Below are 15725 nucleotides of genomic sequence, written 5' to 3'. Positions count from 1 at the left end.
GGAGACTCACTGCCGGTCACAGGTCCCGTCCAGACACCGCTGTCCCGTCGCCGTCTCGAAGACGGGGAGTCCACAGGAACAGTCGTCGACGACGACGCCGGCGGGGATCGTGAAGGCCGTCTCGCAGTCGGGATAGGCGTCACAGCCCGCCAGCAGGCGGCCACGTCGGCGGATGATCCGCAGGTCCGATCCACAGTCCGGGCAGGCCCACGCGCGGTCGAACCGCTCGCGCACTGCGTCGTCCAGCGGGTCGCAGGCGCGGTCGATACACACCTCGAAGGCGGCACCGCGGTCGACGCGCATGTTCGGAAGCCCGCAGTCCGGACAGCGCTCGTCGAGGACCGTCGCGCCGGCGACCAGCGGGTAGCGCGTGCCCGCGTCGAGGTCGACCACCGCGCCGCCGGTGCGGATCAGCGGTCCGCCGGTGTCGAGGCTGGTCCCGACGGGGACGCCCGCCTCGGTGACGGGGTAGACGGAGCGGCGGATGCGGTCGGCGGTCACGCGGAGCGTGCGGTCGTCGAGGTGGGCAGTGAGGCCGAAGCCGTCGTCGGACTGGATGGCGACGCTGTCGGCGCGAGTGAGCCACGCGACGGGCTGGTAGCCGTCGGCGTCGTGGACGAGGACGGTCCGGTCGGGTTTGACGAGGACGAGCACCCGGCCGCGGTGGGTGCGGTCGTCCGTCTCGACGGTGCAGTCACCGGCGAAAGCGCGGATGGCGTCTGCCATGGGACGGCGTGGCCGCGGCTCCGGGTGAAAAGTCTCGGACGAAGCCCTTTCAGCGATGGCGAGCGGTCGGTGCGTATGGACGCGGTGCTGTTCGACATGGACGGCGTGATCGTCGACACCGAGGACTTCTGGCGCGCCCGGGAGCGAGAGGTGATCCTGCCCGCGGCGGTTCCGGATGATCCCCCCGAACAGGACGAGATTCGGGGCATCAACTACCGCGAGACCTACGACTACCTCGCCGACAACTACGAGGTGGTGCTGAGCCGCGAGGAGTTTCTCGACCTCTACGAGTCGGCGGCCGAGGACCTCTACGAGTCGGCCGACCTGATGCCGGGGTTCGAGGACTTGCTCGCTGACCTGCGGGAGCGGGGCTGTGGCATCGCCATCGTCTCCTCCAGCCCACGGGAGTGGATCGAACGCGTCGTCGAGCGATTCGACCTCGACGTGGACGTGCTGTTGAGCACGGAGGACGTGGACGGCCCGGGCAAGCCGGCGCCGGACGTGTACGCCATCGCCGCGGAGCGTGTGGGTGCCGCACCCGAGAACTGCGTGGCCGTCGAGGACTCCCCGAACGGCGTCCGAGCGGCGACGCGGGCCGGGATTCTGACGATTGCCTACGGTGGTGATCCGGAGGCGGTCGATCTGGCGGATCACGAGGCGGCCGATCCCGAGGCGCTCCGGAGGGTACTCGACGAGGTGATGGCTGAACAGTAAAGCGCGACGACTACTCCACTCGCACCGTCCGCTCCCCCACGAACGCCCGAATCGGCAATTCCGGAAACGTCACCTCCACACGAAAGTCGAGTTCGTCCGCGTCTGCCCCAAAGACTCCGACCGGCACCGTCGTCACGTCGGAGAGATAGGTCTCTTTCTCGTGCATCTCGACGCCGTTGACGGTGACGTGGACGCCGACGCGAGCGCCACCGCCCGTGTTTCGCACCCGGACCTCGCACATCTGACTGTCGCCGGCGGCGACGGCGTCGGGCACGTCGCCCCAGTCGACGGAGATGACGGGTAGGTCGGCGGCCGCGGAGACGACACGTTCCGCAACACCCGCCGAGAGGCCGGCGCGTTCGAGTTCGGTCGCGCCGGCGTCGACGACGTCGGCGGGGCGGGAGAGACCGCCGGCGGCGAGGTTTCGCGCGCGACCGGCGCCGATACCGTCGACGGCGGTGAGCGAGACGGCGTCCCGGCTGACGCCGTGTTCGATCCGGGCTTCGAGGCGGCGAGCGAGGTTGGCGGCCCGCGGACCGGCGAAGCGGGCGAGGAACTCGCGGAGCGCGGCGAGGAGGCGAAGCGCGTTCCGGCGGATGATCCACGCGTCGCTGCGCAGGTCGGCGGGGACGGAGTCGCTGGTCGAGGCACGAAGGATGGCGAGGACTTTGCGCGGGCCGTCGTCGAGTTGGTCGGCCTCGCTACCTAACACGGCGTCGACGGCGTCGGCCTCCGACTGGCGCGCGGAGACGGAGTGAAACTCGGCGGCGCCAGCGACGGTCCGGAGGATGGCGTCGGCGTCGATGCGGTCGCGGCCCGCGAGGGCGTGAAACGCTTCGGCCGTGGAGAGACGGAGGTAGTATTTCGAGGCGAGGCGGCCGAGCGCCGTCGACTCGATGGCGAGATCCGACCCCATCTCGACGAATCCCCGGTCGACCAGCGATTCGAGCGTGTCGCGCACGCGGTCGCGGAGCCCGTCGAAGTCGTAGGCGGCGGGTTCGGAGGCGGCGCGGACGTAGTAGTACGTCGTCTCCAGCCACGAGAGCACGTCGTCCAGGTCGTCGATGGTTCCCATCGCGACTTCGGCGTTGAGGTGGGCGTCGAGGTCGGCCGCGAGATGGGACTCGATTTCGGTCCCCTCGCGCAGGAGGCGACGGTAGCGGTCGGCGTCGGATCGATCGCAGACGACCCAGCCGTAGCCCACGTCGTCGTAGCCGGGGCGCCCGGCGCGGCCGAGCATCTGCAGGAGGTCGAGGGGGCTGATGTCCACCTCGCCCTCCAGCGGGTCGTGGTACTTGGTGTCGCGGACGATGACACAGCGGGCGGGGAGGTTGACGCCCCACGCGAGCGTCGAAGTGGAGAAGAGGACGGCAATCTTCCCCTCCTTGAACCACTGCTCGATGCGGTCGCGGTCGTCCTTCGAGAGGCCGGCGTGGTGGAAGGCGACCCCGTCGAGGACGGCCTTGTGGAGGCGGTCGTCGCTCAACTCCTTCGCCACTTGGTGAAAGTCGTAGTCGCCGCGAGCGCCGACGGGCACGTCGCGTTCGGCGAGTTCGTCGCGGGTCTTCGCGGCGGCGCTGACCGCGTCCTGTCGGGAGGCGACGAAGACGAGCGCCTGCCCGTCCTCGCGGACGTGGGGTTCGGCGAGATCGAGGGCGCGGTAGAGCCGGCGGTACTTGTCCGCGAAGGAGTTCTCACCGTGCGTGTAGGTCTTGACGCCGGTCTGGAGGTCGACGGGGCGGTACTCGTCGCCGAAGGCGAAGGTGGCCTCGGGCGGGGCGTCGAGCCACGCCGCCACGTCCTCGACGTTGGGCATGGTCGCGGAGAGGGCGACGAAGCGAGGGTCACAGAGCCGACGGAGGCGGGAGACGGTGACCTCCAGCACCCCGCCGCGGCGTTCGGAGTCGAGGAGGTGGACTTCGTCGATGACGGCGCAGTCCACGTCGGTCACGAAGTCGTAGCGCCGGGAGTCGTGTTTGCGGGTAGCCGAGTCGAGTTTCTCGGGCGTCATCACCAGTACGTCGGCGCGGCGGGCGCGGCGCGGGTTCAGGTCGCGTTCGCCGGTGACGACGTAGACGGAGTAGCCGAGGTCCTCGAACCGCTCCCACTCGCTCTCCTTCTCGTTGGTGAGGGCGCGCATGGGGGCGATAAAGAGCGCAGTACCCCCCTCGCTCAGCGTCTTGCAGATGGCGAGTTCCGCGAGCGCAGTCTTGCCGCTGGCGGTGGGCGCCGACGCGACGACGTTGTGATCCGTCTCGACGATGACGGGCAGCGCCTCCCGTTGCATCGCGTTGAACTCCTCGAAGTCGAAGGCGTCTGCGAATTCCGGGACGGCGTCGGCGACCTTCACGCGGTCGGCACCTCCGGGAGAGTGTGGGCGCCGGACAGAAGCATAGGAGAGTCGCGGGGCCGGGGCGTCAAAGGCGTTTCCGTCGGGGGCGACGGTCGTCGTTGCGGTGTGTCAGGACCGGCGTGTCGCCGTCACGCTCGAGCGGCGGAACGGGACTCAGTTCCAGCAGACCGGCTTCGATGAAACCCTCCGCAACGGACAGGACTCGAATGGTGACTACGGAGGACGTCGTCCTAACGTTGACACTGGCACTCTCACTGCATACATATTGAGCACACAATCCCGAACGTGGATGTCATTGCAGACAGTTTCGTCGGTGTACTCGTTTTTCTAGCGCGCTGAGTCGGGGATCAACGCGGCGGAGTTGAGGGTTCAGGTTGAGTCCGAAGTTGCGAATGGTCCCATCGAGGGAAACATATTAGTATTTACTTGTATAAGCTAATGCTGATATGAACGAGGACGCGATCGCCGACGGACCTGCGGAAGGCGCTGGGACCTGCTGTGCACCGTCCGGTGACGTCAACTCGGACGCGATGGCGGCGGACCTCCAAGTGCTGACCGCGATGGGGAACGACACGCGATACGAACTGCTACGCCGAATCGCGAACGCCGACGACGGCGTCTGCGTCTGCGATCTCGAAGCCGCAGTCGGCGTCAGTCAGAGTGCCGTCAGCCAAGCGCTCTCCCGCTTGTACACCGCAGGGCTGGTCACGCGCCGCAAGGAAGGGTCCTGGCGGTACTACGAACCGACTGAAACGGCCGCGGCCCTCCTCGAAACACTCGACGACCTGCGAGGTACCCATGAGTAACGAGACTGACACGGTGGCCGGTGACCGCGACCCCGAGGAGACCCGCAAGATGGTGCGCGAACGCTACGGGACTATCGCTTCGGACGGTCTGGACTGCTGTGGCGATGTCGGCATCGATGTCACCGACGACGGTGGATGCTGTGACGGCAACACGGACGTGACCGGAAGCGAACGCCTCGGCTACGACGCGGACGATGTCGCGTCGGTCGCCGATGGTGCAGACCTCGGCCTCGGGTGTGGAAACCCGAAGGCGTTCGCCGAGATGGCGCCCGGCGAGACAGTGCTCGACCTTGGCTCCGGTGCGGGCTTCGACTGCTTCCTCGCTGCACAGGAGGTCGGCCCGGACGGCGACGTCATCGGTGTCGACATGACACCAGAGATGGTCTCGAGAGCGAGGGAGAACGTGGCGAAGAACGGCGCCGACAACGTCGAGTTCCGCCTCGGCGAGATCAGTCACCTTCCCGTTGCCGACGCAACCGTCGACGTCGTCATCTCGAACTGCGTCGTCAACCTCGCCCCGGAAAAACAACGCGTGTTCGACGACGCCTACCGTGTCCTCACGCCCGGCGGCCGCGTCGCCATCTCGGACGTCGTCCAAACCGCGCCGTTCCCCGACGACGTCAAGATGGACCCGGACTCGTTAACTGGCTGTGTCGCCGGTGCGTCAACCGTCGACGCCCTTGAATCGATGCTCGACAGTGCCGGCTTCGAAGCAATCGAGATAGCGCCCAAGGACGAGAGCACCGAGTTCATCAGCGACTGGGACGCTGACCGCGACCTCGGTGACTACCTCGTCTCCGCCACTATCGAGGCCCGGAAACCAGCGCACGACACCTGACTGACCAACAGGTACGGGCGGTCCCGACCACGTAACCACTCCGACGGACCGGTTAAACGTACTCCTGCACATCGAGGAGTGCTGTCTCGATACTGGCGACATGCTGCGTCCTTCGCGAGTTCGCGATACGCCCGCGGAATCCGCTGTAGTCTCAGCTTCCAACGTGGTCAGACTGGCGCCGTAGACTCGCCGGACTCGGCTATTCAGCGCGGGATCCGGAACCGATCACCGACTGCGGAATCCAACGGAGCCATCAGACCCTCTCATACGGTTTATTGTAAGTCATTACCGGCGGGTCGCCGAGACGGTCCGGCGACCCGCCGGTAAACAGTTACAATAATCCGTATCAGTCGGTCGGGTCGGCGGTGGCGTCGGAATCGGTGTCCGCGTCGTCGGGCGGGGCCGTGTCCGTCTCCACGCCCTTTGCCGCGTCCGCGAACAATCCACCGCGGACGGCGGCAGCGTAGTACGCCCCCACTCCGACCGCGGCGACGACGTTCGATCCCGTGACCGCCCAGAAGATGGCGGGCATCCCCCAGTCGAGGCCGGGTGCGACGGCCACGCCCAGCACGGACACCGACGCCGTCGCGGGGAGGGCGAGGGCGGCGACGGGCAGGCGCACCGCCCAGTATTTCAGCAGGTCGGCGACGAAACTCGTGCGGGTGCGACCCGCGCCGTTGAACCCCGCGAGCAGGAGGTCGACGGCGCCGATGGCGGGGTAACCGTACGCGAGGATGGTGAGATACTGGACGGTGAGGGCGTAGCCGTCGCCGGCGAGGTCGGGGACGAAGATGCGGGCGACTGGACCGGGGACGAACCACTGGACGACGCCGAGGAGGGCGAGCGAGCCGGCGGCGACGGCGACGCCGACGCGGGTGGTGCGCCGGGCGCGCGTCGGGCGGTCGGCGCCGACGTTCTGGCCGACCATGCTCTGTGCCGCCTGTCCGAGGCCGCGAGAGGGGAGGACGGCGACGCTGGCGACGCGAGCGCCGACGGTGTAGGCGGCGAGGCCGGCCGCACCGCCGGCGATAGCGACGACACCGACCAGCAGGACGCGGACACTCTGGCTGACGACCTGTTGGCCCGTGATCGGCGCCCCGACCGAGAGGAGTTCGCGGAAGTCGGCGGCGGTAAGGGAGAGGTGGCGACGCGAGAGGTTCATGCGGGGACCGAGCGCGAGGCCGAGTGCGAGGAGGAGGCCGGCGGCGTAGCCGGCGACCGTGGCGAGCGCCGCACCCTCGATACCCAACTGCGGGAAGATCCACCAGCCGAAGATGAGGAACGGGTCGAGGACGACGTTGACGGCGACGGTGGCGATGTTGATCCAGAGGGAAGCGCGGGAGTCACCGCGGCCGACGAAGCCGGCTTCGAGCGCGTCGCTCGCACCCGCGAGGGGAAGGCCGAGGGCGACGACCCCGAGATAGAGGGCGGCACCGGGCGCCACGTCGGGACCGGCGCCGACGAGGCGGACGATGGGGTCGGCACCGAGGGCGACGGCGCCGCCGACGAGGGCGCCGACGACGACAGCGAGGGCGAACCCGTGGACGACCATGCGGCGGGCGCCGGCATCGTCGTCGGCGCCGACGCGCTGGGAGACGAGAATCTGCGTGCCGACGAAGGGCGTCACGAGGAGGGCGAAGAGGAGACCGAGGACGGGGATAGTGAGGCCGACGGCGGCGACGGCCGTCTCGCCGAGGCGGCCGAGCCAGAAGGTGTCGATCACCTGCTGGGCGACGCGGACGACGTTCTGGGCGACCAGCGGGAGGGCGAGGCCCACGAGCGTCCGCGGAATCGATCCGTCGACGATGGCTTCCCGCCGGTCGCTCATCCGTGGCGTGCGTTCACCAACCACGGCCATAGACGTATCGATTGAGGTGACTGGCAGGACGATCCGTAAGCCACAGCCAGTCGGGTGCCGCCGACACGGAAGGCGTAAATCGCCCCGGCGCCTATCGCCGCCGTGGCACGACCGCTCCGTTTTCGACACGCCCCCGGTCGCTGGACCGAGGGCCGCGTCCGCGCCGAGGTGTTCGACCCGCTCGACGCCAACCTCGGCGCGACCTGGAATCAGCCGTGGTTCAAACCGCCCGAGGGCTACGACTCCCGGCGGTTCGACATGGACAACGGCGACACCGCACTCTTCTGCTGGACCGACGGCGAGGCGTACTGGCTGGGCAACACCGAGACGCCGTCGAGCCTCTGGCGCACCGACAAGTACGGCTTCGACGAGGTTCCCACACCCGTCGCGGAGTGGGCCGAACGCGAACTCCGCGCGGAACTCCACGAACAGTCGCCGTGGCTGGAAGCCTACCCCCATCTCTCGTGGTTCTTCCTCCCCGTCTTCCTCTCGAAGGACGGCCGCTGGACCACCCGCGAGTTCTTCGACGAACACGCGGCGGGCTTCCCGGACGCCGACGCCGACGACGCGCTGGCGTTCTACGAATCCTTCCTGTCGGCCGGCGTCCTCGACGACTATCGCGAGACGATGGCGGGCAAACTCGGCACCTCGGAACGACTCGATCTGACGCGGATGGCGGCGACGATGGGCGAGTTCCACGCCGCGAAACTCCTCAACGACGCGGGCTACGACGTGGTGCCCGAGGTAGAAGTGACGACCGGACACTCTATCGACTTCCAGGCGCGGAGTCGGGAGGGCGAGCAGCCGTTGGTGGAGGTCACACGGCCGCTTCCGCCCAACCGCCGGTCGGCGGGGACGCCCGTCGCCGCCGTCCGCGACACGGCACAGACGAAGACGAACGGTCAGCTTTCCGCCCACGCCGGCGGGGTCGTCCTGTTCGTCGACTGCTCGTCGTTCCCGGACGACGACTGGTTCGCGGTCAGGGACGCGATGCCGGACGTGGGACACCGGCCCGCCGTCGTCTATCGCGTCCGGCCGGACGGGCACGTCGCCGGGTACACGAAAGGCTCGGTGCCGCTAGAACTGGGCTCGATTCTCGACTGACGCGGTAACGGTAGCCGCGGAAAATCGTCGTTGTCGGATGCGAAATGGGTCGCACCGCTGAGACACTCGCTTCGAAATCGTCGGCTGGCGACGAGACGGCCGATCAGAGCGACAGCGGTGTCGGACCGGACTCGCCGAGGGCCGTCGGGTCGCGGTCGCTGTAGAAGCGCCGACCGATGGCCTTGTGACCGACGGCGGAGCGAACGGAGAGACGCACGTCCTCCGGCCCCTCGAACTCCTCCGTCCCGAGACGGGCGAGCACGTCGCCGACGCGCTCGGTTCCGCGCTGGAGTTCGAGTTCGTGGTCGCCGTGGTCGGCGATGATTTCGTCGGTGGTAATCGGGAATTCGAGGGCGTCGATCATTTCGCCAGTGCCGTTGAACTTCATCACTAGGTTCCACACGTTCGATAACTATAATGGTTTTCCATGTACGACCTTAGTCCGACAGGAGTCTTTAATCATCCTTAATTGAGAATTGCTCACACGAGACGTGGTCGCAAGGTCTTTCGGGGGTGGCGGTGAGGTGCGAGTATGGACGTGGTGGCCGACCTGCACGTACACACGACGGCTTCGGACGGTCGGCTGACCCTCGCGGACCTCCCGGCTGCGGCGCGACGGGGCGGTGTCGACGTCGTCGCCGTGACCGATCACGACCGCCTGCATCCGGGGCTGGACGCGCCGGTGACCACGCTGGACGGCGTGACGGTGATCCGCGGCGTCGAACTGCAGGTGGAGACGGCGACGGGGCGGGTGGATCTGCTGGCGTACGGCGTCGAGGAGACGCCGGCGCTCCGGGCGGAACTGGATCGCATCCAGACCGACCGGATCGAGCGCGCGCGCCGTATGGCCAGCCGGATCGAAGACCGGCTAGACGTCGACCTCGACGTGGCGTTCGAACCCGGCGTCGGACGCCCACACGTCGCCCGCGCCGTCGACGAGAGCGAGGCCGACTGCGACTACGCGGGCGCGTTCGACCGGTTCATCGGCGACGACGGCCCCTGCTACGTCTCGCGGGACGTGCCGAGCGTCGAGCAGGGGATCGATCTCCTGTCGGCCGCGTCGCCGGTCGTCTCGCTCGCCCACCCGTTCCGGTACGCCGACCCCGACGCGGCGCTGGCGCTCGCGCCCGACCTCGACGCCATCGAGCGGTACTATCCGTACGGCCGGGAGGTCGACGAGACGCGGCTCGACGCGGTGATCGAGCGGTACGACCTGCTGGCGACCGGAGGGAGTGACGCGCACGACCGACGGCTTGGCGTCACCGGCCTCTCGGCGGCAGCGTACGCCCGGATCGCGTCTCGTCTGCCGGATGCGCAGGGTTAAACCGGTGGGAGTACCAAGTGAACCTATGAACTGCCACTACTGTGATCGCGAGGCCGCCTACGCCGCCGAGAAGGAGGGCATCCGCGTCGGCCTCTGCGAGAGCCACTTCCGCGAGCGTCTGGAGGAACTCGCGGAATCCGACGATCTTGCCGCCCTGCGCGAGAAGATCGATATCGACCGCACCGAGTAGTCCCTTCTTCGGTCCCCCCTACAATACGGTCCCGAACCAGAGATAGAGGCCCGCGAGGATCGACTCGAACGAGAGCGTGCCGAGTGCCGACAGGACGACGAACCGGCGGTCGTCCATGCCGGCGAGACCGGCGGGGACCGTCACCATCCCACGCGTGAACAGGAGCGTGTTGCTCACCGGGACGACCACCGGTCCCCACCGGTCGAACCACCCCTCGAACCGGTCGAGGGCGTCGTCGCTGACGCGGAACCACCGCGACTGAAGCAGGCGCTCGCGGCCGGCCCGCTTGGCCACCGTGAAGAGCGCGTACTGGCCGATCGTCGCGCCGACGACGGCGACGGCGACGATCAGCACGGCGTTCGTGAGAGTGCCGCCGAGGAGGGCGAGCGCTCCCGGGACGACGAGTTCGCTCGGGACGACGTACAGCAACATCGCCCCTTCGAGGACGAACACGCCGAGGAGGACGAGAAGTCCGTAGTCGGCGGCGAGGAGATCCCGGAGCGTGGTGGGTAGCTGCGAGACCTGGAGCGGGGAGAGCACGTCCGTCCGTCCGACCCGTGGGGACAAATCGGTTACTCATCCGCGGGAACGACGGGGTTTTGAGCGTGCCCGCCGACGCGTAGGGTATGCATTCGACCGACCGACCGCGCCGGCTCCGCCGCGACGGCGTGCGTTCGCTGGTCAGCGAGACCGAACTCCGCGCGACCGACCTCGTCGCCCCCGTGTTCGTCGACGCGACGACCGACGAACGCGTCCCAATCGAGTCGATGCCGGGCCACGAACGCGTCCCCGTCGACGACGCGGTGGCCCGCGTCGAGGAAGTGCTCGAGACGGGCGTCGAAGCCATCATCCTCTTCGGCATCCCCGAATCGAAAGACGCCGAGGGGTCACGCGCGTGGGCCGAGAACGGCGTCGTCCAGCGAGCGACCCGCGCCATCACCGCCGAGACGGACGCGACGGTCATCACCGACGTGTGTCTCTGCGAGTACACCGACCACGGGCACTGCGGGGTACTGGAACCGGACGCACGGGAGGACCCGACGCTGACCGTCGACAACGACGCGACGCTCGACCTGTTGGCGCGGACGGCCGTCTCGCAGGCGGAAGCCGGGGCGGATATGGTCGCCCCCTCCAGCATGACCGACGGGATGGTGGGCGCCATCCGGACCGCCCTCGACGACGCCGGCTTCGAGGACGTGGCGATCATGTCCTACGCCGCGAAATACGAGAGCGCGTTCTACGGCCCGTTCCGTGACGCCGCGGACGGCGCCCCAGCCTTCGGTGACCGCCGACACTACCAGATGGACCCCGCGAACGGCCGCGAAGCGCTCCGGGAGGTCCGCCTCGACGTGGAACAGGGCGCGGACGTGCTGATGGTGAAACCCGGCCTCCCCTACCTCGACGTGGTGAGCGCCGTCCGCCGGGAGTTCGACCGTCCCGTGGCGGCCTACAACGTCAGCGGCGAGTACGCGATGCTCCACGCCGCGGCGGAGAAAGGGTGGCTGGATCTGGACGCGGTAGCGACGGAATCGCTGCTCGCGCTCAAACGTGCCGGGGCCGACATGATCGTGACGTACTTCGCCGAAGACGTCGCGCCCAACTGCTGATCGGCCGTCTGGAGCGCCGCGAACGAGCGGCGCGGCCGGACGCACAGCCGAACGAAATAGTTGGATTTTTTACACAACGTTCGTCCACTTATCCGGCAGGATTGGTCGAGAGGCTGGCCAATTTACGTCCTTATACAACCCTTATCTACTATTAAATCGGACGAACATCCACGGTAGGCCGCCTATTTAGTCATTTGTCAACGCCAATCCTTATATTATGTCGTAACGGTACGTTCTATCGCAACACGGAGAACGAACATGGAAGAAGAAACCGGAAACACGAACGTCTGTCCAAGTAACGATAGCGGAGTAGCGGTGGAGGGGGCCGTATGCTGACGCCGCTCCAGATCGACCCGTCGGCGCTCGCCTCGGGCGTCAACAACGTCTGGGTCCTGACGGTCACCTTCCTGATCTTCTTCATGCACGCCGGCTTCGCCATGCTCGAGGCGGGGCAGGTACGCTCGAAGAACGTGGCGAACCAGCTGACGAAGAACATGCTGACCTGGAGCGTGGGCGTCATCGTCTACTTCCTGGTCGGTGCGGGCGTCTCCAGCATCGTCGGCGGCAACGCCGATCCGTTCGGCTACATCGCCGGCGGCTCCGACGCGTGGATCGGCTGGCTCTTCGGTGCGGTGTTCGCCATGACGGCGGCGACCATCGTCAGCGGGGCCGTGGCGGGACGCGCGAAACTCCGCGCGTACGTCACGTACACCATTCTCCTGTCGGCGGTCATCTACCCGGTCGTCACCGGTCTCACCTGGGCCGGCGGCTTCCTGACCACTATCGGACCGGGCTTCCAAGACTTCGCGGGCGGCATGATCGTTCACGGCATGGGCGGCATCGCCGGCCTCACGGCCGCGTGGGTGCTCGGCCCCCGGATGGACCGCTACAACGAGGACGGCTCGGTGAACATCATCCCCGGTCACTCGCTCACCTTCGCGGTGCTGGGGACGCTCATCCTCTGTTTCGGCTGGTACGGCTTCAACGTCGGCACGGCGGCCTCGGTGTTCGTCGTCGAGGAGGGCTCCGTCGCCCTCGGCGCCTTCGCCGACACGGTCGGCCGCGTCGCGCTGACGACCACCCTCGGCATGGCCGCAGGCGCCATCGGCGCCGGCACCGCCGCCCTGGGCAAGACCGGTAAGGTCGACACGCTGTACGTCGCGAACGGGATGCTCGCCGGCCTCGTCGGCATCACGAGCAACACCAACGCGATCACGTGGGTCGGTGCCCTCGTGATCGGCGGCCTCGCCGGCGCGCAGCTCCCCATCGTCTTCGAGTTCGTCGAGAAGCGCCTCAAGATCGACGACGTGTGTGCGGTGTTCCCGGTCCACGGCTCCGCCGGCGTGCTCGGTGCGATCCTCTTCCCGCTCTTTGCCATCCCCGGCTACTCGGTCAGCTTCGTCGGCCAGATCGCCGGCGTCGCGGTCATCGCCGGCTGGACCATCGTCGCGACGGCGCTGGTGTTCGGCGTCCTCAAGATGCTGGGTCAGGCTCGTGTCGACCCCGAACACGAGCGTGAAGGTCTCGACGTGGCCGAACACGGTGTCAACACCTACCCCGAATTCGGCGAACCCGACGTGATGGCAGACGGCGGCGACAACCAGATCATCCGCACGGACGGCGGCGAGCGCGACATCAAGATGGTCGTCGCCATGCTCCGCCCGGAGAAACTCGGTGACGTGAAACAGGCCATCGCGGAAGTCGGTGCGCCCTCGATCACGGTGACGAACGTCTCCGGCCGCGGCTCCCAGCCCGCGAAGAAGGGCCAGTGGCGCGGCGAGGAGTACACCGTCGACCTGCACCAGAAGGTGAAAATCGAGTGCGTCGTCGCGGACGTGCCGGCCGAGGACGTGGCCGACGCCATCCGCGAGAGCGCCAACACTGGCGAACCCGGCGACGGCAAGATCTTCATCATGCCCGTCGACGACGCGATTCAGGTCCGCACGGGCAAGACGGGTCCGGACGCGGTCTGATCGACGGACCTCTCGGCGCGATACGGCCCCGGAGCACCACGCGGCTTTTTCGACGAAACCCCGTACATTCTTTCCCCAGTGGCACACAGCGGTAGCTATGAGCCACGACGAATCGCGGGAGCTGTACGACCGAGCACTGTCGGTGCTCGCCGGTGGCGTCAACTCGTCGGTGCGGGCGTCGATGCCGTACCCCTTCTTCGTCGAACGCGGCGACGGCGCGCACGTTATCGACGCCGACGGCAACCGCTATCTCGACTACGTGATGGGCTACGGTCCCCTGCTGTACGGCCACGACCTCCCCGACTCGGTGGAGGCGGCGGTCCAGTCACACGTCAGTTCCGGGCCGATGTACGGCGCGCCGACCGAGGTGGAAGTCGACCTCGCCGAGTTCGTCGCGCGACACGTCCCATCCGTCGAGATGATCCGCTTCGTCAACTCGGGGACGGAGGCGACCGTCTCGGCGGTCCGCCTCGCGAGGGCGTACACCGGCCGCGACAAGATCGTCGTCATGCAGGGCGGCTACCACGGTGCCCAGGAGTCGACACTCGTCGAAGGCGGACCGGAGGGCGCCCAGCCCTCCTCGCCCGGCATCCCCGACTCCTTCGCTGAGCACACCCTCCCCGTCCCGTTCAACGATCCCGAGACGGTGACCGACGTGTTCGAGGAACACGGCGACGAAATCGCGGCCGTCCTCACCGAACCCATCCTCGGCAACATGGGCGTCGTGATGCCCGTCGACGGCTTCCACGAGACGCTCCGCGAACTCTGTGACGAACACGGTTCGCTCCTGATCTTCGACGAGGTGATCACGGGCTTCCGCGTCGGCGGCCTCGGCTGTGCCCAGAGCGAGTTCGGCGTCACACCCGACCTGACGACGCTGGGGAAGATCGTCGGCGGTGGCTTCCCCGTCGGCGCCGTCGGCGGCCGGGCCGAAATCGTCGAACACCTCACCCCCGGCGGCGACGTGTTCCAGTCGGGCACCTTCTCGGGCCACCCGGTGACGATGGCCGCCGGCCTCGAAACCCTGCGCTACGCCGCCGAGAACGACGTGTACGACCACGTGAACGCGCTGGGCGAGCAACTGCGCGCGGGCATCACGGACATTCTGGAGGAGCGCGCGCCCGAGTACACCGTCGTCGGCACCGGGAGCATCTTCAAGACCATCTTCACCCGGCACGGCGAGGGCGGCGAGGGTCGCTGTGAGGCGGGCTGTCGCCAGCGCACGGACTGCCCGAACTACGACGCCTGTCCCAAGACGGGCGCGGACGTGGCCGCCGCCGAGACCAACCGCTGGGAACGCGTGTTCTGGCAGGAGATGAAAGAGCGCGGGATCTTCCTCACCGCCAACCAGTTCGAGGCGCAGTTCGTCAGCTACGCCCACACCGAAGAGGACATCCAGCGGACGCTGGACGCGTATCAGGAAGCGCTGTAGGCCGAGCACCGCTCGACAGTGTGCGACACGAGAGACGGCCGTTACCAATCGGGGCGGATAGTGTGAGCGCACACTACGATTTATGCAGGGTGATCACCTACTCGTAGGCATGAGCAGTGAGAACGTCGACTCCGAGAGCAAAGTGTCGGGGAATCAAGCGAACATCCCCGCTCGCATCCGCCGGGAACTCGACATCGACGACGGCGACACGCTCCGCTGGCACATCGAGGACGACGGCACGCTCCGCGTCCGGGTCGTTCAGCAGCGAAGCGGCACGTTCAGCGACTTCGACGGCTACGACGGTGAGCAGGAGACCGCAGTCACGACCGACCACGACGCGTGGGGCGTCGACACGGAATAGATGCCGCGAGCACTCCTCGATACGACCGTTCTCTTCGCCGCTGCGTACCGTCGTGACGAGGCACACGACGAGGCCCTCGCCATCCTCACGGGCATCGATACCGCCGACCTTCCGGAGGCAGTGATTCTCGACTACGTGCTCGCAGAAACGCTGAACGGACTGACAACCCACGCCGGACACGCGGCTGCCGTCGACTTTCTCGACCGAATAGAGGAGAACGCGCGCTTCCACATCGACGCCCTGACCGCGGACGAGTTCGCGACGGCGAAAGCGCTCTTCCGACAGCACGAGCAGTTCTCGTTCGTCGACGCCGCTATCGTGGCGTATATGCAAGCGGAGGGGCTCGGCTACCTCTACGCGTTCGACGACGACTTCGACGCCGCCACGGATGTCTACCGCCTCGACACGGCGACCGATCCCTATCAGCCGGAGTGATGTT

Annotated in this window: 16 protein-coding genes; 11 read left to right on the top strand and 5 right to left on the bottom strand. The window is 67.6% G+C overall.

Translation table 11 applies throughout. The features are described from left to right. Window positions 1-6: 6 nt before the first annotated feature. Complete coding sequence (locus tag DU502_RS01465) at window positions 7-726, bottom strand: topoisomerase DNA-binding C4 zinc finger domain-containing protein (RefSeq protein WP_121921040.1); 720 nt, start codon at window positions 724-726, stop codon at window positions 7-9. Window positions 727-801: 75 nt separating this feature from the next. On the opposite strand from DU502_RS01465, the gene DU502_RS01460 reads away from it, so the two are divergent. Next, window positions 802-1440: an HAD family hydrolase gene (locus DU502_RS01460; RefSeq protein WP_121921041.1), complete on the top strand. Its 639-nt coding sequence runs from the start codon at window positions 802-804 to the stop codon at window positions 1438-1440. A 10-nt stretch (window positions 1441-1450) separates the two neighbouring features. Here the strand turns inward: DU502_RS01460 and DU502_RS01455 are convergent, their stop codons facing one another. After that, window positions 1451-3790, bottom strand: a complete 2340-nt coding sequence (locus DU502_RS01455) for a DEAD/DEAH box helicase (protein WP_124896990.1) — start codon at window positions 3788-3790, stop codon at window positions 1451-1453. A 449-nt stretch (window positions 3791-4239) separates the two neighbouring features. Between DU502_RS01455 and DU502_RS01450 the strand changes: the two genes are divergently transcribed. Continuing rightward, a complete protein-coding gene (locus tag DU502_RS01450; protein ID WP_121921043.1) occupies window positions 4240-4599 on the top strand; it encodes an ArsR/SmtB family transcription factor in 360 nt (119 codons plus the stop codon). Then, window positions 4592-5437: an arsenite methyltransferase gene (locus DU502_RS01445; RefSeq protein ID WP_121921044.1), complete on the top strand. Its 846-nt coding sequence runs from the start codon at window positions 4592-4594 to the stop codon at window positions 5435-5437. The genes DU502_RS01450 and DU502_RS01445 overlap by 8 nt, the downstream gene beginning before the upstream one ends. 346 nt (window positions 5438-5783) lie before the next feature. Here DU502_RS01445 and DU502_RS01440 read toward each other — a convergent pair whose 3' ends face one another. Continuing rightward, a complete protein-coding gene (locus tag DU502_RS01440; protein WP_121921045.1) occupies window positions 5784-7265 on the bottom strand; it encodes an MATE family efflux transporter in 1482 nt (493 codons plus the stop codon). Between the two features lie 132 nt (window positions 7266-7397). Between DU502_RS01440 and DU502_RS01435 the strand changes: the two genes are divergently transcribed. Further along, window positions 7398-8399 (top strand): DUF5784 family protein, encoded by a 1002-nt coding sequence (locus DU502_RS01435; RefSeq protein ID WP_121921046.1) that lies wholly within the window; start codon window positions 7398-7400, stop codon window positions 8397-8399. A gap of 103 nt (window positions 8400-8502) precedes the next feature. Here DU502_RS01435 and DU502_RS01430 read toward each other — a convergent pair whose 3' ends face one another. Then, a complete protein-coding gene (locus tag DU502_RS01430; protein ID WP_121921047.1) occupies window positions 8503-8787 on the bottom strand; it encodes a DUF5789 family protein in 285 nt (94 codons plus the stop codon). A gap of 144 nt (window positions 8788-8931) precedes the next feature. Here DU502_RS01430 and DU502_RS01425 point away from each other — a divergent pair, with 144 nt between their 5' ends. Together DU502_RS01425 and DU502_RS18035 are read left to right on the top strand one after the other, a co-directional pair. After that, a complete protein-coding gene (locus tag DU502_RS01425; protein WP_121921048.1) occupies window positions 8932-9723 on the top strand; it encodes a PHP domain-containing protein in 792 nt (263 codons plus the stop codon). A gap of 25 nt (window positions 9724-9748) precedes the next feature. Next, entirely contained in the window at window positions 9749-9913 is a 165-nt protein-coding gene (locus DU502_RS18035) for a DUF6757 family protein (RefSeq protein ID WP_166033601.1), read from the top strand. Window positions 9914-9931: 18 nt separating this feature from the next. On the opposite strand, the gene DU502_RS01420 is transcribed toward DU502_RS18035, so the two are convergent. Further along, entirely contained in the window at window positions 9932-10453 is a 522-nt protein-coding gene (locus DU502_RS01420; protein ID WP_121921049.1) for a DedA family protein, read from the bottom strand. An 86-nt stretch (window positions 10454-10539) separates the two neighbouring features. Here DU502_RS01420 and hemB point away from each other — a divergent pair, with 86 nt between their 5' ends. From hemB to DU502_RS01395, 5 genes are all read left to right on the top strand, one after another. Beyond that, on the top strand, window positions 10540-11520 hold the full coding sequence (gene hemB, locus DU502_RS01415; protein WP_121921050.1) for a porphobilinogen synthase: 981 nt from the start codon (window positions 10540-10542) through the stop codon (window positions 11518-11520). Between the two features lie 329 nt (window positions 11521-11849). Then, window positions 11850-13493 carry an ammonium transporter gene (locus tag DU502_RS01410; RefSeq protein ID WP_121921051.1) on the top strand — a complete coding sequence of 548 codons (1644 nt, stop codon included), beginning with the start codon at window positions 11850-11852 and terminating at the stop codon, window positions 13491-13493. A gap of 97 nt (window positions 13494-13590) precedes the next feature. After that, complete coding sequence (hemL, locus tag DU502_RS01405; RefSeq protein ID WP_121921052.1) at window positions 13591-14925, top strand: glutamate-1-semialdehyde 2,1-aminomutase; 1335 nt, start codon at window positions 13591-13593, stop codon at window positions 14923-14925. 109 nt (window positions 14926-15034) lie between these two features. Continuing rightward, window positions 15035-15286, top strand: coding sequence for an AbrB/MazE/SpoVT family DNA-binding domain-containing protein (locus DU502_RS01400; RefSeq protein ID WP_121921053.1), 252 nt, complete (start codon window positions 15035-15037; stop codon window positions 15284-15286). Then, window positions 15287-15721: a PIN domain-containing protein gene (locus DU502_RS01395; protein WP_121921054.1), complete on the top strand. Its 435-nt coding sequence runs from the start codon at window positions 15287-15289 to the stop codon at window positions 15719-15721. The last annotated feature ends 4 nt before the right edge of the window (window positions 15722-15725 follow it).

This window comes from Haloplanus aerogenes, from assembly GCF_003856835.1.
Lineage (GTDB): Archaea > Halobacteriota > Halobacteria > Halobacteriales > Haloferacaceae > Haloplanus > Haloplanus aerogenes.
Note: the sequence above shows the minus strand (reverse complement) of the source record. Positions and strands in the feature narration are given on the sequence as shown.

Coding starts and splice junctions, on each gene's coding strand:
- DU502_RS01465 (WP_121921040.1), bottom strand. CDS start 726: ATGGCAGACGCCATCCGCGCTTTCGCCGGTGACTGCACCGTCGAGACG.
- DU502_RS01460 (WP_121921041.1), top strand. CDS start 802: ATGGACGCGGTGCTGTTCGACATGGACGGCGTGATCGTCGACACCGAG.
- DU502_RS01450 (WP_121921043.1), top strand. CDS start 4,240: ATGAACGAGGACGCGATCGCCGACGGACCTGCGGAAGGCGCTGGGACC.
- DU502_RS01445 (WP_121921044.1), top strand. CDS start 4,592: ATGAGTAACGAGACTGACACGGTGGCCGGTGACCGCGACCCCGAGGAG.
- DU502_RS01440 (WP_121921045.1), bottom strand. CDS start 7,265: ATGAGCGACCGGCGGGAAGCCATCGTCGACGGATCGATTCCGCGGACG.
- DU502_RS01430 (WP_121921047.1), bottom strand. CDS start 8,787: ATGAAGTTCAACGGCACTGGCGAAATGATCGACGCCCTCGAATTCCCG.
- DU502_RS01425 (WP_121921048.1), top strand. CDS start 8,932: ATGGACGTGGTGGCCGACCTGCACGTACACACGACGGCTTCGGACGGT.
- DU502_RS18035 (WP_166033601.1), top strand. CDS start 9,749: ATGAACTGCCACTACTGTGATCGCGAGGCCGCCTACGCCGCCGAGAAG.
- hemB (WP_121921050.1), top strand. CDS start 10,540: ATGCATTCGACCGACCGACCGCGCCGGCTCCGCCGCGACGGCGTGCGT.
- DU502_RS01410 (WP_121921051.1), top strand. CDS start 11,850: ATGCTGACGCCGCTCCAGATCGACCCGTCGGCGCTCGCCTCGGGCGTC.
- hemL (WP_121921052.1), top strand. CDS start 13,591: ATGAGCCACGACGAATCGCGGGAGCTGTACGACCGAGCACTGTCGGTG.
- DU502_RS01400 (WP_121921053.1), top strand. CDS start 15,035: ATGAGCAGTGAGAACGTCGACTCCGAGAGCAAAGTGTCGGGGAATCAA.
- DU502_RS01395 (WP_121921054.1), top strand. CDS start 15,287: ATGCCGCGAGCACTCCTCGATACGACCGTTCTCTTCGCCGCTGCGTAC.